Genomic DNA, 18,373 nt, shown 5'->3' with positions numbered 1-18,373 from the left:
CACCGCCCCCAGCCACCTCGCAACTGGCAAACGCCCGAATCTGAAACGGAAGGCGACTCACGAGGCGAGACCAGAACTCAAGACCGGGACACTAGGCAACTCCGTCCGCGGGCGTCGCCCTAGGGCTGAGCATCTGGGTCGTGGCCAGGGCGCGGTAGAGGGAGTCGGTCTCGAGGAGTTCCGCGTGGGTGCCCACGGCCCGGACCCGGCCCGCCTCCATGACGACGATGCGGTCGGCCGTGGTGACGGTGGACAGCCGGTGCGCCACCACCAGCACGGTGATGTCCCGCGCCGCCTCCGCCACGGTCTCCCGCAGTGCCGCCTCGTTGTCGGCGTCCAGCTGTGACGTGGCCTCGTCCAGAAGGAGCAGCCGAGGGCGGCGCAGCAGGGCCCGGGCGATGGCCACGCGCTGGCGCTCGCCGCCGGAGAGCCGGCTGCCCCGGTGGCCGACCAGGGTGTCCAGTCCCTGCGGAAGACGGGCGACCACAGGGTCCAGCCTGGTGCGGCGCAGTGTCTCCCGAAGCTCCTCGTCCGTGGTGTGCGATGCGCCCAGGGTCAGGTTCTGGCGCAGGGTGCCGGACAGGACGGGCGCGTCCTGCTCGACGTAACCGATGGCCGCGCGCAGTTCGGCCAGGGGCCACTGTCGCAGGTCGCGCCCGTCCAGGAGGATGCGGCCGGTGTCCGGGTCGTAGAAGCGCTCGAGGAGGGAGAAGGCGGTGGTCTTGCCCGCGCCGGAGGGGCCCACCAGGGCGGTCACCCCCCGGGCGGGCACCGTGAAGGAGACGCTGCGATGGACGGCGGGCAGCCCGGGCTGGTAGCGGAAGCCCACCTGTTCGAAGCGCACCGTGGCCGCCGGCCGCGCAGACCGCCCCGCGGCCTCCGCGGCGCTTGCAGGGGGCGTGCCGGGGAGGGAGGGGCCGGCCGGTTCCGTGTCCATGTGCCCGATCGCCTCGATGCGCAGCGCGGCGGCCGCGCCGACCTGGAGCTGCCCCACGGCGTCGACGAGCTGGCTGATCCTCGGGGCCAGCGCGAACAGGTACAGCAGGAAGGCGACCAGGGTGGACACGCTGATCGCTCCGGAGGCGACCCGGGCACCGCCCACGCCGAGTACCGCCAGGAAGGACGCCTGCCCGGCGACGGCGGAGGCGGCCGCCGACAGGGCCTGCCACCCGGCGGCGCGTACCCCTGTGCGACGGGCGTCCTGCGCCATGCGGTCCAGTGCAGCCGCCTCCCGCTGCTCGGCCCCGGCAGCCTTGACCGCGCGCACCGCCCCGAGGGTCCGCTCCAGAGCCGCGCCGATCTCGCCGACCGACTCCTGCGCCTGCCGGGTGGCACGCCCGATGGCCGGTGTCGCCACCCCCACGACCGTTCCCAGCACCGCCACGACGGTGAGCGTGACGCAGAGCAGGACCGGGTCGACGAGGCCCATCAGCACCAGCGTCACGACCAGCATGACGACGCCGGTGACGGCGGGCGCCGCGGACTGGGTGGCGGCTTGCCGCAGCAGCATGGTGTCGGAGGTGGCACGGCTGATCAGCTCACCCGGTTCGTGCCGGTCCAGTTCGGGCACCGTCAGCCGGAGCAGGCGCCCGGTGATCCGCCGCCGGGCGGAGCACACGACGGACTCGGCGGTGCGGTGCAGGACGTACTGGCCCAGGGCGGAGAACGCGGCAGCCCCCAGCAGGAGCGCGGCCAGGACCAGGACCGGACCGGTGGCCGTGCGCCCCGAGCCCAGGTTGTCGATCAACCGCTTGGCGGCCAGTGGCTGGGCCAGGCCGAGAGTGCTGCCGCCCAGTCCCAGCAGCGCCCCGGCGAGGCCGGTGCGACGGTGGGGCCGGAGCGAGGCCGCCAGCGCCCGGTAGCCGGACGGTGCCCTGAGGGCGCGCGTCCGGGAGGCGGCGCCCCCGGCTCCGGCGACCGCGGCTGGCGCGCCGGACCGTGCCGCGCCTCCCGGGTCCGCCGAGGGGGTCTGGACGGTCGTCGCGGTGCCGGGGCATGCGGTGGTGGGCGGCAGTCCGGCCATGGGTCAGTCGACCGCGAAGAAGCGCTGGAAGTAGTCGGCGGGGCAGTCCTCGCCGACCGGCTGGGAATCCGCCTCCACCCAGGCGTGCGCGGCGAACGGCGGCTGCTTGCGCACCCCCACGCACCAGGTGGGCCACTGGCCGCGCATCCGGCACAGCAGGACGGTCGCCAGCGACCTGGGCAGGCACCCCTTGCGGCCACCGGCGGTCAGGCTCACGGCCAGGACGGTGTCCAGGGCGGCCGCGGTCTGCGCCACCGAGGCCGGCCGTGCGCCACGGCGCACCTGGCGCAGCAGGCTGCGTATCCGGGCGGGCGGCAAGGTCGCCAGCAGGTGGGCGCACCCCACGGCGAGGCGGGCCGCCAACCGGGTGGGCAGGGGTACGGAACGAGGCCGGTAGGGGACCGCTTCGGGTGTCGACATGGGGCTTTCCTCTCTGCACCTGTGGGCGTGGTGAGGGGGCGCTCCGGCTTCTCGGGTCGCCGGCCGCTTCGCCCGTCAGTTCTCGTTGACGAGCCCGGCCGACCGCAGTTCCGTGAGGATGCGGTCCACGTCCTGCTGGGCGAGGCTGTCGCTGACGTCGTACCGCTCGGTGAGGGCGTGCACCGCGTCTTCCGCGTCGCGGCCCGCCAGCATCGTCTCCAGGACCACGGCGGCGGTGGGGTTGAGGGTCCAGTACTCGCCGCTCTTCTCGTCCAGCAGGGCAAGGCCGTACTCGGTCTCGGCCATCAGGATGCCGCCGCGCAGTTCCAGTTTCATCGGACAACCTCCGTAGCGAGGGGTGTCTGCCGGTGGGGCAGGGGTTGACGGGCGTGCCGCAGCGGTATCTACGCGGTCGCGTCCGGGCCGCCGGGGCACGTGAACGGTGGCGCGTGGCGGCGCCGGCGTCAGCCGTCCGCAGGGCGGTGCAGGGTCTCCCGGGTACGCAGCCACACCTCGCAGCCGACGGTCGGGTGGAGGAGGACGTTCTCCAGCTCCGCCGACACCGGACCGGAGCACCAGGCGCGCCACACGTCCGCATCGATCAGGCCCAGCCCGGCCAGCCGCGAGTCCTCGCACAGCGCCAGCAGGGCTTCCCGGTGCCGCCGTAGTCCGACCTCCTCCTCCAGCGTGGCGTTGGCCTTGGTGGCCCGGGTGCGGCTGGCCTCGGGGACGACGCCGCGCATGGCCTCCACCACGAGCGGCTTGTACCGCCACGGAGTCACCCGTTCCTCCGGGCGCACCGCCAGGCCGGCTTCCACCACACGGTCGTCGTAGAAGGGGGAGGCGAAGAGGAGGCCGCGCTGACGTGTCATCTGGTTGAGGTGCCTGGCGAACCGTGACACCGCCTGCATGGTGGCCAGTTCGCGGTGCTCTCCGTGCCCGGGGCCCAGTGGCCTCGCCACGGCGGCCTCCTGCTGGATGAGTGCGCGCACCGCGTCGACAGCGTCCGCGGTGGCCCACGGCGGCATCCTGGCCGGCGAGCACCACTGGAACAACGGCTCCTCCAGCGAGGGCAGCGGGTCGGTCAGGTCGGTCGCGATCTGCTCCAGCCACGCCCCGTACGGGCGCCGGTCCAGCAGCTGGCGTACGGCTCGCCGCCGCGACCAGCGGTACTTGGCCAGGTACCCGCGGGCGTGGCGGACGGCGGTGCGCGGCCGGCGCAGCAGCAGCTCGTGGACGCGGGCGGAGGCGCCCGCCAGCAGCTCGTCACCGCCGAAACCGTTCAGGTGGACGGTGGATCCCCGATCCGCGGCCAGGTGGAGCAGGCTCATCCGCCGGTTGCGGTCCACCGCGTACAGCGACGGGGCGTCCAGTACGTCGGTCAGCGCGTCCACGCCGTCGAAGGTGAGCGGGAAATCGTCGGCGGGAACGATGTGGTGCTCGATCCGCCCGCCGCCGTCGGCCGACGACAACTCCTCGACCGTGCGGCGGGCCCAGTGGACGTCATCGCCGCGCGGGTCGTGGGTCGCCGCGGTGTAGGCGACGACCTTGGCGCCGGCAGCCACCGCGGTGCACACCACGGCGGTGGAGTCCAGGCCGCCCAGATCGGCTGTGACCACGTCCCGGTCCCGGACACGGACCTCGACGGCCCGGCGCAGCTCGTCCCGCAGCATCGCCGCGCCCCCGGCCAACGGCACGTCGCGACGCGGCAGCCACCACCAGCGCTTCCGGTGTGCCCGGCCGTCGCGTTCCAGAACCAGGTAGTCGTGGCCGGGCAGGGCTTCCACTCCGCGCCACACGGGTCGCGCCGACAGCGGGTGGAGCACGCCCAGACTGAGCATCTGGAGCGCGAGCCGGCCCTCGTCGAGGGATGCCCCGATCAGGTCGGCCAGGACGTCGGCCCGGTCGGCCGCCAGGTGGGCCCGGTGCGCCCCGCCATGGAACAGCGAGCGGACACCGGTCACGGTGCCCTGCGCACGTACCCGGCCGTGCAGACTTGCCAGGAGGTGGTAACTGCCGTGCCAGGAACTGGCGTAGCGGTCGAGGGAGGCCGGATCGGTGGCCGCGGCCGCCGCGCGGGCCGCTTCCTCGGCGGTGACGGCGTGCTCACCCAGCACCGCCAGGCGCACCCCGCCGCACTCGCCGACCGTCAGCTCCCGAGGATCCCAGCGCCCCATCAGCCACGGCCGGCCCGAGACGTGCGGGTGGCTCTCGGTGGCGTGCGGCAGAGCTCTGGCCGCCACGGCTGCCGCTTCGTCGGTATCGGGCAGCACCACGAACCAGGCGGGCACCACGGCGGGCAGCGCGGGGCTGTTCATGGACTCACGTACCTCCGGTCGATGGCGTGGCGCGGATGCGGCGGGAAGGACGGGCCGGGCGGAGCGGCGGAGGGCAGTCGGTGACCGCCCTCCGCCGCCTTGAACGGGCCCGGGTCACTCACTCCGGAGGGAGGAGGGCAGGGCCCGGTCGGCTCGTGGTCAGATGAGCTGGTGACCGCCGAGGAGGTCCTTGGCGGTACCGCCGGCCAGGCCCGTCGTCTTGCGGAAACCGCCGGCCTTGCTGAGGGTCGGACGCTCGTACGTCATGGCCACACATCCTTTCGTTCACGACGACGTCAGCCGCCGCCGTGTCAGTCGGGTGAAGGAAACGTCGGCACAGGCACCTGTTCGAATCGGACCGTTTCTCACCGCGGTTCCGGATCCGCAGACGGCCAATTCGGTAAGTCACCCTAGGGGCGCCTGTCGGATCGTCACAACAGTGCTTGGAGGAGGTGACGTAGCACGCGGGAAGCGAACTCTGCACCTTTTCCCGGGTGGATGCCGCCGAAAGCGGGGGAACACGTGTCATGGAAAGCAGGTTTGAGGGTACCGGAGAGGGTTTTCCCGCTGCCCGGAGGGGAATCGGGTGCGTCCGAGGCCCGTAGGTCGCACCACCGCCGACCGGTTTGCCCAGGTCAATGGCTACCTGGCCATCAGAGGTCCCTCTCGGCCGTCCGGGGCGTCCGTGGGCCGGCACCTGCCACCGTGAGAGAAATCGACAAAAGCTTCAACTGTCGAAGATATAATCATTGGCCAGCGTTTTCAGTCGGCTCTCGCGGTGATCCGCGACTCTCCCATGAGAGCTGACGGGCAAGAACTGACGGGTAACACCGCAGGTATTTCATATCCGGACCGCCGGGCGCGTCTGCTCTCGCCGACCGCGCCTCGCCGTACCGGTGGCTCTCGCGGCCTTGCACGACGAATGATTCCTGGCCGCCTCGGCGGCCAGGAATCGAGTGCCCGTCGGTGATCTTGAACTGCCGGGGTGCGGCCGGTCGGCAGGCCGCCGATGTCCGCGGGGCGGTCATCTGATGCCGGTGGTCCTGCTGACCCACTGGGGCAGTGTGAGCCGACCGGCTGCGCTCGCCGGAGAGGGCTCGCGCCGACGGGCCGGCACGTGGCCGTGGGCTGCTCGGCCGTCCCGGCCCTCCCGGTGGCCTCGGCCGGCGTCGGAGGCCAGGGAGGAGCGGAGGAGGGACAGGTGCGGTGCCACGGCCGCGAGCCGGTCGTGCTCGTGCAGGACCACCGCGGCTCCCTGCTCTTTGGGGGCGGGGGGCAGATCGCCGTCGGCCGTCTCGTAGTACCTCGGGGACAGAGCGTGGTCTTCGATCATGGTGGGGGACCTCCGTTCGCCCTCCCACCTTCACCCAGGCACGGTCCCTCGCGCGTCGTCCCCCTGCAGCGATTCCCGGCTACCACGTCCGCGGTATGCGGCACGCCCGCCTACGGCCGGGGCGGCACGGGCGTACCGTGTCGGCGATCACGTGCATGCGTGGGGGGGCGCTCCGGTTCTGCCGCCGGACTGGCCAGGCCGCACTGGTAGGCGATGACCACGAGCTGGGCCCGATCGCGCGCCGCCAGTTTGGTCATGGCCGCGGTTGTGCCATTTATCCCCGGGCCGAGGCCGGCAGCAACGCAGTCCGTTGGCGTAGGCCTGTCCGAACTTCGCGCACCAGCGGCGGACGGTCTCGTAGGAGACGATCACGCCGCGCTGAAACATCAGCTCCTCGACCTCGCGGAAGCTGAGCGGGAAGCGGAAGTACAGCCACACGCAGTGGGAGATGATCTCGACCGGGTACCGGTGCCCCTTGTACGGCGGCGCGCTGTCCACGGACGGTCCCCCTCCACCATGATCAACCGGTCAGTCAACGTGACAGTACCCACCACTGGCATCGACATCCCCATCGCCGCATATCGCGCGCTCAGGGAGGCCTGCGGTTGGCTCCGCCTGGCAAGCCCGACAGGTGTGGTGCTGCGCGCCCTGCAACTCGTCGGCGTCGACACCCTCATCGACTGCCACGAAACCCTCGACCAAGCGCTTATCGACTGATCCCTCGCCGGCCGACCGCGATCGAGGTTGTCAGCTTGCACCGGATGAGAGTTGCTGAGCCTTCGTCGCCGAAGAGGAGCGGGCCCCGCAGCGGGGATGTACACGCTGAAGAGCTGGTGCACCGCCCTGGCCGCCCGCACGGCTCAGTGCCGTGCACCGTTCTCGACGTCACCACCGATCCCGCCTACACCGCCGCTTCCCGGGCAGATGCTCTCCTCCGGGTCCCGTTCCTGCCAGAGCATTGCGATCACCGCGCAAGACGGCCGCCTCCAAAGCATCGTCTCCCCCCACTACCACCTGCCGCAGCACAGCCTCCACCCCGCCTGCGCCCACGCTCTCCACGAGACGGCCCAGCAGGCGGGAGCCAGACTCGACTGGTATCACCACACCGTCATCCTGGACGCGATCGCCCACGCCCGCGCCTTTGGCCGCAACCAAACATGAGGACCGCAGTTGATTCGCGCCGAAGACCGCATATGTCGGCTGACTCCGCATATCCCGGACTGCTGTTTGGTTGCAGGTGGTCGGGGCTACTCGCGTCCGGAAGCCTTCGTCGCAGCAAGGGACAGCAAGGCCGACGCGCCGCCGCCGACCGTCTCCGCCGACGGAACCCCGCACAGTAGCGATGACAAGGGGTTGGTCGCGATGACCGTAACCACACAGGGCGGTGGGGGCGGCTCCAGCGGCCTCTATGACGTTCTGGAACTCGTCCTCGATCGCGGACTGGTGATCGACGCGTTCGCGCGGGTCTCGCTCGTCGGTATCGAGATACTCAAGATCGACGTACGGGTCGTGGTCGCCAGCGTCGACACCTACCTTCGCTTCGCCGAGGCGTGCAACCGTCTCGACCTTGAAGCAGGGCCTCGCAAGCCGGCCGGGCTGACCGAGCTCACGGGCGAGCTCACGCAGTCCGGCGCCCAGGGCAAGACCAAGGGAACCCTCTCCGGCGCCGCGGAGACCATCTCCGATGCCTTCCAGCAGGCACGCGACGAGGGCCGAGAACGTCACGGCGCCCGAACCGCGCGCAGGAGAGAGGAATAAGGCCCATGGATCCCCGCTCTCCGAAGAGATCCTCACCACAGCCCGTGCGGCACTGACAGCATCCGGTTGATCCGTGCCGCGCTGCCGGGCAGCCCGCCAAGGGACACTCGCCGCCACGTCGCCGACAGCACAGACGGCCTTCCCCGGTCAGCCCCGGACGACGAGATGGCGCGGCAAGGTGCACCCCGCCGAATCCAGCCGGTCACCCTTCATACCGCCGAACTGCGCCGCCGGACGCGGGCCTGAGCCCGACTGGGACTGTGGCCCGAGGACGGCGAGGTCGAGGCCGCGGGACAGCGACCCGCGCAACGGACCCCACGCCGAAGTCAGCGGCCCGCCCCCGGGCCGGGCACTTTTCGCGGCCGTCAAGCGACAGCGCACGCACCGGGTCTGGTCACCTGGCGGCCGCCAGTCGGCGCGAGAGCTCCTCCTGCGAGACGTCTTCCACGTGGGTCAGAAATACCCAGATGTGACCGGAAGGATCCTTGAGGATGACGGTGCGGTCACCGTGGAACATGTCCTTCGGTGGCTGGACAATCTCGGCGCCGGCGGCTTCCGCGCGCTGCGCCAGGCTGTCGACGTCCGGCACGAAGACGTGCAGCGTGACGGACGTACCCCCGCCGAGCGAGGTCGGCGCGGCGAAGGAGGCGGCCTCCGCCTCGCCCACGCTGGCGTCGCCCAGCATCAGCGTCGACCGTCCGATGGTGATCTCGGCGTGCAGAATCCCACCGCCCGGAGCGTCGATCCTGAAGTCCTCACGGGCGCCGAACGCCCGCCGATAGAAATCGATCGCCGCGGCGGCGTCATCGACCATGATGTGCGGAATCACGGCATAGCGGTAGCGGTCAGGGATCTCGATGTGGGTCGTGTGCTCGGTCATGGCGAACCTCCCTGCAAAGGAACCGCTGGTCGACTCCTGCGGCTCTGGAAGGAACCTAGAAGCTCAAGCTTGGTTGACATCAACCATGTGACCCTGCAAGGGCCTTCGTGCAGGCCACCTGGAGTTCCTGCCCTGCCGATCGGAAGGCAAAGGCTGGTGGCCGTGGACGCAACAGCGCAGTACTGCGATCACCCCTCCTTGCTGATGTCCCTGCTGCCGGGGACCGCGCGCCTGGGTGATGAGCGGGCCGACCGGCGTGCCGAGCTTCTGGCGCGCCTGTTGCGTCGCATCCACCGACTGCCGGTGACCGCAGAGGCGCGGCCGCGCGCCTCTCGGGCATAGACCTCTCCCGAGCGGATGCCCCCGCCCGAAGGCCCCGATCAGCCTGAGCTGTGGCAACGAGCCGTGGACGTGATTCGCCGCGAGCCCCAGGAAATCGGGGCCTGCTTAATCGGGACCTCCACGAGGTGCGGCGTCTGCGCGGCACCACCGTGCGACGGACTTCGGCCGCCGGGCCCGAGCGGGCGGCCGGGCAGGTGGCCGCGTTCCGGGCGCGCGACGACCGAGTGGAGGCGTTCGACGCACTTGCGCAGGCGATCGAGCAGGGCCGTCCGGCAAGCGCCCTGCGGCAGTGCCTCACCCACGCCTGGGCCGCCGCGAGCGGTGGTGTGGGCGCCGAGGAGAACACATTGCTGCGCCGGGCGGCCGACCTGCTGCTACGCTCCGAGCGCGGGGTTGGCGTCAGCGCGCCACCGACGTCCTCCCGACGCAAGCGCGGCCAGCTCCCCCCGCGCTCTCCGAACAACCGTGCCCCGGCCCGGAGCTCGGCGAGCCCCGGCCGCACGGCGGCCGACGCCGTCACCGACCTGCTGCACACCCTCGACCGGCGCCGCGGCCACTTCACCCTCGGCGAGCAGCGGCGCCTGCTCACCCGACTCGAGGACCGGGCGCGCCTGGCAGCGCCGTGGATCAGTGGCCGTGTGCGGGAGCGGATCGCGTACTGGAGGAGACACACACCACCAGCGCCGCTCACGCCGCGGAAGGCGACGGCCCCGACGCCGTCGCCGCCGCCGACGCGGGCGGGCCGCCAAGAGGCGCCGCCCGCCGGGCCCCGCACCATCGAACGGGTCGCCGACGCCGCGCGCGCCGTCCTCGAACACTCCGCCCGCTCGGCAAACCCATCACCTGGGAGCCGCTGTGCGCGCAGGTCAGCGGCCTGCAAGCCCTCGGTGAAGAGGCGCAGCGCCGCGCCCTGGAGAAGGCGTGCGCCCGTTCCCGTGTCGGGGAGATGCTGACAGCCCCGATCACCACCGGCAGCGGGACGCGACACCCGCACTATCTGCACCTCCTCACACCCCCGGCCCTCACCGAGGTGGCCCAAACAAGAAGGGGCACCGCCTAAATCGACCCGGGCTTCCGGCCAGGCAGATCGGCCCCTCTGTACGGCTTTGGACGCGGTGCAGGTGTCGACCGCAGGCCGTGCAGGTCGCGTCATGCATGCTGTGCTGCATGGCTACGATCCATCGCCGTCCCGACACGCTGATCGTCGGGATGCTTCTGGCGGTAGTCGGCGGGTTCTTGGACGCGTACACGTTCGTCCGGCACCACGTGTTCGCGAATCTGCAGTCGGGCAATGTGCTGATGTTCTGCGTCGAGCTCACGGCCCGGCATTGGCACAGGGCGGTGTTGCTGCTCATCCCGGTCGTGGCCTTCGGCATCGGCGTGCTGCTGGTGGAAGTGCTCGGTCTGTCCCATGTGGAGCGGCGTATTCGCCGGCCGCTGCGACTTGTCGTCACACTGCAGATCGTCCTGCTGGCGCTGATCGCGGCACTGCCCGACGACGTGCCGGAACAAGTCACGACGGTGACGGTGTCGTTCGTGGCGGCGTTGCAGTTCTCGACCTTCACCACACTCCGCGACGCCCCCTATACGACGCTGGCGGAGAGCGGGAATCTGCAGAAGGGCATTGCCGCCACGCACCGGTGGCTGGCGGCCGGAGAACCGGCGGCCGCCCGGCGCGCGGGCCGGTACGCCGTGATCATCGGGTCGTTCGCGGCCGGCGCGATGACGGGCGCGGTAATGACCCGTCTGGTCGGCGCACCGGCGGTCGGCGTGGCCGCCGGTCTGCTCACGGGCGTGCTCGCGCTGCTGATCCGGCAGACGCGGCAGTTGCAGCGCGGCGAGGCGAGCACGGGACCACCGCCACCGGGTTCACCGACCGCTCACTGATCCGCCACCGCGGGAACCGCGGCATAGGCCGACGCACCGCTCAGCGGCGTAGCGCTGCCGTTCGCGCGTGTGCGTCGGTCCGCCGCCCGTGAACTGGACACCAGCGCCGTCATCCTGATACCTGAGGACGCCCCCCGATCCGAGCTGGCGGCCACCACCGGATACGGCGCCGAGGTCGTCACGTACCAGGCGGCGGCGTCGCCGAGGCTGCCGGGGTGCAGCGCCTCGGGGCCGCGGGCGTACTCAGTCAGAGCGCCGCGCTGGAAGGCAGGGTGGTCGTGGTGGAAGAGGTCGAGGTGGTGCCCACCGCACGGACCTGGGCCCGGCGCGGACACACACCCTCATCCGGGTGAGGGGACGCTCCCAGCGCCGCTTCTCCACCGCTGCTTTGGCCTGCTACGACGCAGCAGCCAAGCCAACACCGCATTCACAGACCCCGACCACCTCACCAGCACACTCCGACACGGTCTCCGCCACATCCACTACCGCAGCAACCTCATCAACGGATGCCTCGCCGAAACCAGTCTCACCATGACGACACCACGCCAACAACGTCAGTAACAGTCGTTGAGGGTCCGCCGCCGCCCGACTCGATAGACCGCCACCTCTCTGCCTCTCAGGGAAGTTCACTCATTTGCGACTGAGCAACACCGAGTAGATGGGGCGACGATCGAGAGGGCCCACCTGGGCCTTTCACCTCAACGAATCGGTTCCACGAAAGGGACGCGCATGCAGCGCAAGGACTTGATCCATCCCGAATTCCGTGACCTGGTAGAGATTCAGGCGAGCGAACAGGAAGCCCTGCTTTCCAAGCCCAACGTTGTCGGGGTCGCCCTCGGCTACAAGTACGTCGGCGGCCAGCGCACCGACCAGAAGTCGCTGGTGGCGCTGGTCGAGACTAAACTCGGCGAGGACATGCTGGGCCGGGATGACCTGGTGACGCTCAGCGGTGACACGCCCATCGACGTCGTAGAGGTCGGTCCCATCTTCGCTGGCGTCGGCCCCGCTCTGGCCCCCAACGTCTCCATGCACATGATGGACGGCGTCATGGAGGTCGGACGCGGGCGGCAGGTCGCACAGGACTTCCTGGAACAGCGCCCCCCCGCGATCGGAACGCGCGAGTTTCTCGCACCGGCTCCTGCGACTCCGGGGCTGGCCATCGCCAGACCCCAGGCTCTGACGCCCCGGGTCCGTCCCGCCTTCGGTGGGGTGAGCATCGGCCACTACAAGATCACCGCCGGCACGCTTGGCAGCTGCGTCTATGACGCTCAGGCGTTTCCCGGAGTTCCGCCCAAGTACTACGTGCTGTCCAACAACCACGTACTGGCCAACTCCAACGACGCCCGGATCGGTGACCCGGTTCTGCAGCCCGGCCCGTACGACGGCGGCACCCCGGAGAACGACACGATCGCATGGCTGAGCCGCTACGTGCCCATCAAGTACATGCAGGACGGAGCCGCGCCGCTGAACTACGTGGACGCGGCCATCGCCGAAGCCGACTTCCGTAACCTGGACCGGCGCCTGTACTGGGTGGGCGATGTCAAGCGTGTCAACTCGGCACCGCAGATCGACACCTTGGTACAAAAGTGCGGCCGGACGACCAACTACACCACCGGCCGCGTGCTCAACATCAACGCCACCGTGGACGTCAACTACGGCGATGGGCGCGTTGCCCGGTTTGCCAACCAGATCCTCACCACCCCCATGTCCGCAGGCGGCGACTCCGGAAGCCTGGTCTGCGACCTGGAGGAAGGTGCCGTCGGACTGCTCTTCGCGGGCTCGCCGAATGTAACCATCATGAACCCGGTCCCGCTCGTGGAGCAGCTGCTCGGCATCACCATCACCGAGACACGATGATCAGCCGTGCGGCCAACCCCCCGATGCAAGCGGCTGCCGGGCGACAACGGTGAATGAGCACGACTTCGTCGGCGCCGTGGCAAAAGCCACTGAGTGGATGGGCGGTGGGATCGCCGGGGTAGTGGGCGTCGCGCCAGGCACGCAACCCGATGGTTCGCCCTGCATCGTCGTCTTGGTCAACCCCAACGATGAGGTGGGCGAGATCCCGAGCGACGTCGATGGCTACCCCGTCTGCCTCTTGGACACCGGCGGCGATGTGAACGCGCAGCGAGGGTGACCCGGAGCTCCGCGCGTGGGCCAAGTTCTCCGAGAAGCCCGCGCTTAGCGTAGGTCTATTGCGTTCACCGTGAGTCAACGACCAAGAGCGGGACCCAGTGAGACTGTGTCCCGCTCTGTCATGTCGGTACACTCCCCCGGTCATCGCTGATTTTCCTGATCTCCTGACGAGCGCTCCCGGCGCAGGATTCGAACCTGTGGCTCCCGTCCTGACGCCGATGCCGGGCGTGGACGTCAGGACCTAATTCGTTGCTACTTGAGGTTGTAGGCGCGGTGTCGTTGCTGGCTGACAGGTCTTGATCGTCGCGGTATGCCCAACGCGTGAGGTATGTATCCGCAGGGTGGGGGTCTGTCTGTCCCCTGAGCGGCAGGCGTTTCGTGAGCACATCCGGATGACGGCGGCCGAGTTGTTCGCCGCTGGGCACGACAATGCCGCGGTCGCGAAGGAGTTACAGGTCAGCGTCCGGTCCGTTCAAAGATGGCGGCGGTCATGGCAGGAACGGGGCCCTGATGGGCTGCGCTCACGCGGGCCGGTCTCCCGCCCGAAGCTGAACGATGCTTGTTCGCCGTGCTGGAGGAGGAGCCGGCCAGGGGCCCGGTCGCCCACGGCTGGCCAGATCAGACCTGGACCCTTGCCCGCATCAAGACGGTGATCGGCCGCAGGGGCCAGGCTGAACTCCTCGAAGGCGAACCGCCCGCCCGTGTGCTCGCCGGTGAGCCGGAAGAAGTGCGCGACCCCGGCGACGTCGATCAGCTCACCGTCACCGGGGCGGCGCAGGAGCGGGCGGTCGGGCGTGCGGGGCTGGTCTGCGGTCATGGAGGCATGGTGACAGTCCGAGACGCACGTACCGGGCGGTCGGCGTGGCGCGCCCCGTCACCCGTCCGGCCGCGCTCACCTTGATACCCGACCGGCGTGGTCCCGTACTGACAGTGAGGGCCTCCCGGTCGGAGCTGCCCTGTGGGGGGATGCCATCAACCACCATTTCCCCATCCCCTGGAGGCGCCATGACGGTGCAGCAGCACGCCACGATGCCCACGGTTCTGGTGTACGAGGACGACCCGGGATTTCCTCCCCAGGTCCACATGCCCGTACCGCATCCGGTCCCGCACCTCGACGGCCGGCCCTTCCCGATGGCCATAGCCGATCCCGCGCCGCAACCCAATGGCGCCGGGCCGGGCACCGAGGCCTTCCGCTACTGGGTGGCGGCCGACGGGCTCAGCAGGGCCGGCCAGACCTGGGGCCCGCTGGTCCCGGCCGGAACGCGGTGGCACGCGTCGGTCGGCAGCGCCCTCACCGCGCACCTCGACGCGGGCGACGACCTCAACGCCTTCTACGACCGCAAGGGCCTGTGGTTCTTCCGCCACACGGTGGCGGGTGTCATCGTCGCCGCTTGCGAGAGCACCGAGGTCGTCGCACACGAGACGGGACACGCGATCCTCGACGCGCTGCGCCCGCAGCTGTTCAACACGGCGAGCGCGGAGACGGCCGCCGTGCACGAGGCGTTCGGCGACATCAGCGCGCTGCTGACCTCGCTCAGGCTGGAGTCCCTGCGGGTCGCGGTGCTGGCCGAGACGCAGGGCGACCTCGAACTGTCCTCGCGCGTGTCGCGAATGGCTGAGCAGCTGGGCGCCGCGATCCGCAAGGGCCACCCGAACGCGGTCGACCAGGACTGCCTGCGCAACCTGGCGAACAGCTTCTTCTACCGCGACCCGGTACAGCTGCCGCCGAGCGGACCCGCGAACACACTGTCCAGCGAGCCGCACTCCTTCTCCCGGGTGTTCAGCGGCGCGTTCCTGAAGGTCGTCGCCGGGATCTTCCGGCAGCAGGACCTGCAGGACCAGGCGGGCCTGGCCAGAGCCGCCGAGATCGCCGGACAGCTGCTGGTGGACGCAGCGGTGGCCGCGCCCGTGGTGGCCGCGTACTACGCGCAGCTCGCGGGTCACATGATCGCGGCGGACCAGCGCCGCAACGGCGGCCTGTACGGCCAGGCCCTGCGCTCGGCGTTCATCCGGCACGGCATCCTCTCCCTGGAGGCCGCCGCGTCCCTCACCGAGCCCGAGGTGACGCGCCGGGCCGCCGGGATCGACGAGTCGATGCCGGGCGGTGCCGACGACGACGGGCTCGCGGACGTCACGGTCCACGGTGCGCCGTACGGCATCACGCAGCCCGTGACCCTCTCCGCTCCCGCAGGGGAACGCCGGTTCGGCATCGCCGGTTCCGACCCTGCCGGCGGCTCCCTGCGGCCCGCCGATCCCGAGCGGGTGGCCACGTCGTACCTGGAGGACCTGTTCCGCCGCGGCCGCGTCCACGTGCCCGCCGAGCACCGCTCCGCCGCCGCGTTCGTCGACGACCGCCCCTCGCGGATCAAGACGCACGAGATCGTGCCCAGCACGACCGGTGAGGGTCTCGTCCTGGTCCGGCGGGGCTTCGACTGAGCGGTCGGCCGGACCGGCGGACGACCGGATCAGTGGAAGCGCAGACGACGGGCGGTCAGCCGTCCGTCGTCCTCGCGCCTGACGACGTGCGTGGTCCTGGCCGTCGGCTCCTCCCCCTCGAACACCGCCTCACCGCGCGCCAACAGATCGGTGACGAACCTCTCGGCGGCCCGGCGCTCGGCGTCGCCGCCCTGCTCCCCCGCGCCGCCGCCCGCCGGGTCCTCCTCGCCGTTCGCGGTCGTATCGGGCACGGTGTCACCGGCCGGGTCGCGGCGCGTTCGCGAGCGGCTCCTGCGCCGCCGGACGGCCCTGCGCCAAGGGGAAGGTCTCCGTGGCGTCGACCGGGCCGCGCGGTTCCACCGTGAAGCCGGCCCGCTCCAGCGCCTGGGCGCCCTCGGTGGTCACCATGGCGAGGGCGAGCCGCTCGGAGACGGTCTGCACGACGACGGCCTCGGTCTCGTTCATGGCCGTGGTCAGCTCGGACAGGTCCCGTCCGTCCGGCAGTGCGACGCGCGCCCGGAGAACGGCCCGGTTCTGCGTCGCGGCGAGGGCGAACACCGGGTGGGCCGCCGTCCGCATCCCCGCCTCGCGCGCGAAGGCGCGCTCCTGGGCGTCCTCGCCGACGAAGACGCACGCGTCGGGCGCCGTTTCGCCGGTGCTCGCGACCGCCCGGTCGAAGATGCCGCGGCCGTCCTTCACGCCCCAGTGCACCAGCGCCCCGTCGCTGAACCGGCCGGGGAACGCCGCGTGCAGCGCGGCCGCGACGCGCCGGACGTCGTCCTCGCTCGGGCCGGGGTTGGAGATGATGCCCTGGCGCACCTCGTGGAGGGCGTCGAGCACGGCCATGACGCGCGGCAGGGGCCGGAGCGCCAGGGAGCCGTCGGGTCCCGTACGGACGTCCGCCAGGGTCGCCCCGATGTCGAAGAAGATCACAGGCATGTGCAGTGCCTGCCCTCGGTGAACCCTTCCGAGTCGGACCGCCCGGGTGAAAGAGCCGCGGCGGGCCGCCCGGGCACGGCGACGCCGCGGGGGCCCGGGCCGGTCGGCCCGGGCCCCTGCGGGGGTTGCGCGTGGTCGTCACACAGTGGTGGCGTGCAGGCTCGCGCCCGCCGTGACGCCCTGCGGGAAGGCGACGGCCAGGAGGTCGCCGCCGACGGTCCCGAGCGGGGTGTCCAGGTAGAGGCAGCCGGCACCTCCGGCGGCGAGACCGCCGGAGACGTTGTCCAGCTCGGCGTCCGAGATCTCGGTGGTCTCCATGCGGGCGGCACGGTTCGTCATGTTTCCGGATTCTCTTCGAGAAGATGAGCTTTTTCAGAGTGACCACTGATCGGGTGACGGCTGGGCCGAAGCACGCTGGTTGCCACATAGGCGGGCTTGCTGTCGATGTGGCCGAGGCTGCATGCGTTGGACTTGACCAGCTGAACACCGCTGCCACCGAAGCTGGTTGAGGCGGCCAGGGGTTGTCAGTGACTGGTGACAGGATCACCGACATGGTTTTCGTACGCACTACAACTTTCGGGACACGCGCACGCTCCGCCGCCGCTCCCACGTCGGGGCTCGCATCGTCGAGCCCAAGGGCGCCTTGTTTATTCGTCACCCAACAGCGTGCCCCCGTCAGCGTCCAACACACGATGAGCCAGCCTGCAGGTGGCCTGCCCACAAGTGGGCAGATTCAGCCGCGTGTTCTCGCCCTGCGCGCTACCTCCAGGGCTTACTGCGGGGGCACGGGGAAGAGCAGGCAGCTGCTGGTGGCATGCGCCAGCAGCCGGTCAGCGGAGTCGAAGAGCTCGGCCTGGGCAAGAGCCAAGCGGCGGCCGCTGTTGAGGACGGTACCGACGGCACGGACCTTGCCGGTGTCGACGGTGCTCGGGCGCAGAAACTTCACGTTCAGGTCGATCGAGGTGTAGCCCATCCCCGCCGGGAGCGTCGACTGCACCGCGCATCCCGCTGCCGAGTCGAGCAGGGTGGCATAGACGCCGCCGTGCATGCTGCCGATGGGGTTGTAATGCTCCTCGCCCGAGGCCAGGGCGAACACTGCCCGGCCGTACTCGACCTCCTCGAGCGTGAAGCCCAAGGTCGCAGCGAGCGGCGCAGCGGGGAGGCGCCCGGCCAGGAGTTCGTTGAGGAAATCGAGACCGCTCTGCTGCCCGACGGCGGCAGCTGAAACGCTCGGGTCATCCCAGCTGAACGTGCGTGACCTGTCCATGACGGCTCCCTCTAATGGCTGACTTTGACCCTCGAAGCTAGCCAGTTTGGAGTCTAGCTGTCAACGATGAAGCCAGCCTAGGATGGCTTCATGACATGGCTGGAGACGAGCACCGAGAACTGCACGATCCAGCGAACTCTCGACCTTTTTGGCGAGAAGTGGTCGCTGCTGATCCTGCGCGACGCTATGAACGGCGTCCGGCGCTTCGACGACTTCCGTCGACACATGGGGCTGTCCGAGGCGGTACTGGCCGACCGGTTGCGCAAGTTGGTTAGGGCCGGAGTCCTGGACACCGCCCCTTACCGTGAGCCCGGCAGCCGCACCCGGCACGAGTACCGCCTCACCCGAAAGGGCTGGGACCTGTGGCCGGCGATGATGGCTCTGAAGCAGTGGGGGGACCAGTACGCGGCAGACCCGGAGGGCCCTCCCCTGGAGGTCCTGCACCGCGAGTGCGGCGAGTCCGCGGAGGCTGTGGTCGTCTGCGCTGCCGGACACGGGCCTCTCGGCCCGCGGCAGGCCTACACGCGTCCCGGGGCCTCAGCCCGACCCATGACCTGACAGGTCCGGCAGGCCGGACTGATGCCTGCTCAGTGTCGCCAAAGCAGCACTCTCGCGCGGGTTCGATCGCCGCCCAGCG

Annotated in this window: 21 protein-coding genes and 3 pseudogenes; 12 read left to right on the top strand and 12 right to left on the bottom strand. The window is 70.5% G+C overall.

Annotated features, from left to right (window positions below; all coding sequences use genetic code 11):
- Positions 1–91: 91 nt before the first annotated feature.
- From AB0924_RS35225 to AB0924_RS35195, 7 genes and pseudogenes are all read right to left on the bottom strand, one after another.
- Positions 92–2,023, bottom strand: coding sequence for an ABC transporter ATP-binding protein (locus AB0924_RS35225; protein WP_358938487.1), 1,932 nt, complete (start codon positions 2,021–2,023; stop codon positions 92–94).
- A 3-nt stretch (positions 2,024–2,026) separates the two neighbouring features.
- On the bottom strand, positions 2,027–2,443 hold the full coding sequence (locus tag AB0924_RS35220) for a lasso peptide biosynthesis B2 protein (protein ID WP_358938490.1): 417 nt from the start codon (positions 2,441–2,443) through the stop codon (positions 2,027–2,029).
- 75 nt (positions 2,444–2,518) lie between these two features.
- Positions 2,519–2,779 (bottom strand): lasso peptide biosynthesis PqqD family chaperone, encoded by a 261-nt coding sequence (locus AB0924_RS35215; RefSeq protein ID WP_358938492.1) that lies wholly within the window; start codon positions 2,777–2,779, stop codon positions 2,519–2,521.
- A 128-nt stretch (positions 2,780–2,907) separates the two neighbouring features.
- Positions 2,908–4,761: an asparagine synthase-related protein gene (locus AB0924_RS35210; protein ID WP_366913632.1), complete on the bottom strand. Its 1,854-nt coding sequence runs from the start codon at positions 4,759–4,761 to the stop codon at positions 2,908–2,910.
- 159 nt (positions 4,762–4,920) lie between these two features.
- On the bottom strand, positions 4,921–5,028 hold the full coding sequence (locus AB0924_RS35205; RefSeq protein WP_358938496.1) for a keywimysin-related RiPP: 108 nt from the start codon (positions 5,026–5,028) through the stop codon (positions 4,921–4,923).
- 757 nt (positions 5,029–5,785) lie between these two features.
- A complete protein-coding gene (locus AB0924_RS35200) occupies positions 5,786–6,094 on the bottom strand; it encodes a hypothetical protein (protein WP_358938498.1) in 309 nt (102 codons plus the stop codon).
- Positions 6,095–6,376: 282 nt separating this feature from the next.
- A pseudogene (locus AB0924_RS35195) lies at positions 6,377–6,592 on the bottom strand (IS6 family transposase); the annotation flags it as partial.
- A gap of 18 nt (positions 6,593–6,610) precedes the next feature.
- Here AB0924_RS35195 and AB0924_RS35190 point away from each other — a divergent pair.
- The 3 genes from AB0924_RS35190 (at position 6,611) to AB0924_RS35180 (ending at position 7,852) form a co-directional block, all read left to right on the top strand.
- The gene (locus tag AB0924_RS35190) at positions 6,611–6,811 is read left to right on the top strand and encodes a hypothetical protein (RefSeq protein WP_366913631.1); all 201 of its coding nucleotides are present in this window, start codon (positions 6,611–6,613) and stop codon (positions 6,809–6,811) included.
- A 96-nt stretch (positions 6,812–6,907) separates the two neighbouring features.
- Entirely contained in the window at positions 6,908–7,255 is a 348-nt protein-coding gene (locus AB0924_RS35185; protein ID WP_366913630.1) for a hypothetical protein, read from the top strand.
- 201 nt (positions 7,256–7,456) lie between these two features.
- Positions 7,457–7,852: a gas vesicle structural protein GvpA gene (locus AB0924_RS35180; RefSeq protein ID WP_358938542.1), complete on the top strand. Its 396-nt coding sequence runs from the start codon at positions 7,457–7,459 to the stop codon at positions 7,850–7,852.
- A gap of 394 nt (positions 7,853–8,246) precedes the next feature.
- Here the strand turns inward: AB0924_RS35180 and AB0924_RS35175 are convergent, their stop codons facing one another.
- On the bottom strand, positions 8,247–8,732 hold the full coding sequence (locus AB0924_RS35175) for a VOC family protein (protein ID WP_358938504.1): 486 nt from the start codon (positions 8,730–8,732) through the stop codon (positions 8,247–8,249).
- A gap of 153 nt (positions 8,733–8,885) precedes the next feature.
- Here AB0924_RS35175 and AB0924_RS35170 point away from each other — a divergent pair.
- From AB0924_RS35170 to AB0924_RS35135, 8 genes and pseudogenes are all read left to right on the top strand, one after another.
- Positions 8,886–9,161 (top strand): annotated as a pseudogene (locus AB0924_RS35170) (phosphotransferase); the annotation flags it as partial.
- 62 nt (positions 9,162–9,223) lie between these two features.
- The gene (locus tag AB0924_RS35165) at positions 9,224–10,027 is read left to right on the top strand and encodes a hypothetical protein (RefSeq protein ID WP_366913637.1); all 804 of its coding nucleotides are present in this window, start codon (positions 9,224–9,226) and stop codon (positions 10,025–10,027) included.
- A 214-nt stretch (positions 10,028–10,241) separates the two neighbouring features.
- A complete protein-coding gene (locus AB0924_RS35160) occupies positions 10,242–10,961 on the top strand; it encodes a YoaK family protein (protein ID WP_366913629.1) in 720 nt (239 codons plus the stop codon).
- An 81-nt stretch (positions 10,962–11,042) separates the two neighbouring features.
- Positions 11,043–11,147, top strand: a pseudogene (locus AB0924_RS35155) (pyridoxal-5'-phosphate-dependent protein); the annotation flags it as partial.
- Between the two features lie 543 nt (positions 11,148–11,690).
- A complete protein-coding gene (locus AB0924_RS35150; protein ID WP_358938510.1) occupies positions 11,691–12,818 on the top strand; it encodes a serine protease in 1,128 nt (375 codons plus the stop codon).
- Between the two features lie 49 nt (positions 12,819–12,867).
- Positions 12,868–13,095 carry a hypothetical protein gene (locus AB0924_RS35145; RefSeq protein ID WP_366913628.1) on the top strand — a complete coding sequence of 76 codons (228 nt, stop codon included), beginning with the start codon at positions 12,868–12,870 and terminating at the stop codon, positions 13,093–13,095.
- Between the two features lie 391 nt (positions 13,096–13,486).
- Positions 13,487–13,747 carry a helix-turn-helix domain-containing protein gene (locus AB0924_RS35140; protein WP_358938514.1) on the top strand — a complete coding sequence of 87 codons (261 nt, stop codon included), beginning with the start codon at positions 13,487–13,489 and terminating at the stop codon, positions 13,745–13,747.
- A gap of 352 nt (positions 13,748–14,099) precedes the next feature.
- Positions 14,100–15,530, top strand: coding sequence for a hypothetical protein (locus AB0924_RS35135; protein ID WP_366913627.1), 1,431 nt, complete (start codon positions 14,100–14,102; stop codon positions 15,528–15,530).
- A 29-nt stretch (positions 15,531–15,559) separates the two neighbouring features.
- On the opposite strand, the gene AB0924_RS35130 is transcribed toward AB0924_RS35135, so the two are convergent.
- The 4 genes from AB0924_RS35130 to AB0924_RS35115 all read right to left on the bottom strand — a co-directional run bounded on the left by AB0924_RS35130 (position 15,560) and on the right by AB0924_RS35115 (position 17,736).
- Complete coding sequence (locus AB0924_RS35130; RefSeq protein WP_366913626.1) at positions 15,560–15,781, bottom strand: hypothetical protein; 222 nt, start codon at positions 15,779–15,781, stop codon at positions 15,560–15,562.
- 4 nt (positions 15,782–15,785) lie between these two features.
- A complete protein-coding gene (locus tag AB0924_RS35125) occupies positions 15,786–16,469 on the bottom strand; it encodes an HAD family hydrolase (protein ID WP_358938520.1) in 684 nt (227 codons plus the stop codon).
- A gap of 138 nt (positions 16,470–16,607) precedes the next feature.
- Positions 16,608–16,808: a hypothetical protein gene (locus AB0924_RS35120; RefSeq protein WP_366913625.1), complete on the bottom strand. Its 201-nt coding sequence runs from the start codon at positions 16,806–16,808 to the stop codon at positions 16,608–16,610.
- 433 nt (positions 16,809–17,241) lie between these two features.
- Complete coding sequence (locus tag AB0924_RS35115) at positions 17,242–17,736, bottom strand: PaaI family thioesterase (protein WP_358938524.1); 495 nt, start codon at positions 17,734–17,736, stop codon at positions 17,242–17,244.
- Between the two features lie 90 nt (positions 17,737–17,826).
- Between AB0924_RS35115 and AB0924_RS35110 the strand changes: the two genes are divergently transcribed.
- A complete protein-coding gene (locus AB0924_RS35110; protein ID WP_358938526.1) occupies positions 17,827–18,294 on the top strand; it encodes a helix-turn-helix domain-containing protein in 468 nt (155 codons plus the stop codon).
- Positions 18,295–18,373 lie beyond the last annotated feature (79 nt).

Source organism: Streptomyces sp. NPDC047869 (assembly GCF_040704065.1).
Taxonomy (GTDB): domain Bacteria; phylum Actinomycetota; class Actinomycetes; order Streptomycetales; family Streptomycetaceae; genus Streptomyces.
Note: the sequence above shows the minus strand (reverse complement) of the source record. Positions and strands in the feature narration are given on the sequence as shown.

Bases quoted from the DNA above. Each gene is read 5' to 3' on its own strand.
- AB0924_RS35225 (WP_358938487.1), bottom strand. From the start codon at position 2,023: ATGGCCGGACTGCCGCCCACCACCGCATGCCCCGGCACCGCGACGACC.
- AB0924_RS35220 (WP_358938490.1), bottom strand. From the start codon at position 2,443: ATGTCGACACCCGAAGCGGTCCCCTACCGGCCTCGTTCCGTACCCCTG.
- AB0924_RS35215 (WP_358938492.1), bottom strand. From the start codon at position 2,779: ATGAAACTGGAACTGCGCGGCGGCATCCTGATGGCCGAGACCGAGTAC.
- AB0924_RS35210 (WP_366913632.1), bottom strand. From the start codon at position 4,761: ATGAACAGCCCCGCGCTGCCCGCCGTGGTGCCCGCCTGGTTCGTGGTG.
- AB0924_RS35205 (WP_358938496.1), bottom strand. From the start codon at position 5,028: ATGACGTACGAGCGTCCGACCCTCAGCAAGGCCGGCGGTTTCCGCAAG.
- AB0924_RS35200 (WP_358938498.1), bottom strand. From the start codon at position 6,094: ATGATCGAAGACCACGCTCTGTCCCCGAGGTACTACGAGACGGCCGAC.
- AB0924_RS35190 (WP_366913631.1), top strand. From the start codon at position 6,611: ATGATCAACCGGTCAGTCAACGTGACAGTACCCACCACTGGCATCGAC.
- AB0924_RS35185 (WP_366913630.1), top strand. From the start codon at position 6,908: ATGTACACGCTGAAGAGCTGGTGCACCGCCCTGGCCGCCCGCACGGCT.
- AB0924_RS35180 (WP_358938542.1), top strand. From the start codon at position 7,457: ATGACCGTAACCACACAGGGCGGTGGGGGCGGCTCCAGCGGCCTCTAT.
- AB0924_RS35175 (WP_358938504.1), bottom strand. From the start codon at position 8,732: ATGACCGAGCACACGACCCACATCGAGATCCCTGACCGCTACCGCTAT.
- AB0924_RS35160 (WP_366913629.1), top strand. From the start codon at position 10,242: ATGGCTACGATCCATCGCCGTCCCGACACGCTGATCGTCGGGATGCTT.
- AB0924_RS35150 (WP_358938510.1), top strand. From the start codon at position 11,691: ATGCAGCGCAAGGACTTGATCCATCCCGAATTCCGTGACCTGGTAGAG.
- AB0924_RS35140 (WP_358938514.1), top strand. From the start codon at position 13,487: ATGACGGCGGCCGAGTTGTTCGCCGCTGGGCACGACAATGCCGCGGTC.
- AB0924_RS35135 (WP_366913627.1), top strand. From the start codon at position 14,100: ATGACGGTGCAGCAGCACGCCACGATGCCCACGGTTCTGGTGTACGAG.
- AB0924_RS35125 (WP_358938520.1), bottom strand. From the start codon at position 16,469: ATGCCTGTGATCTTCTTCGACATCGGGGCGACCCTGGCGGACGTCCGT.
- AB0924_RS35120 (WP_366913625.1), bottom strand. From the start codon at position 16,808: ATGACGAACCGTGCCGCCCGCATGGAGACCACCGAGATCTCGGACGCC.
- AB0924_RS35115 (WP_358938524.1), bottom strand. From the start codon at position 17,736: ATGGACAGGTCACGCACGTTCAGCTGGGATGACCCGAGCGTTTCAGCT.
- AB0924_RS35110 (WP_358938526.1), top strand. From the start codon at position 17,827: ATGACATGGCTGGAGACGAGCACCGAGAACTGCACGATCCAGCGAACT.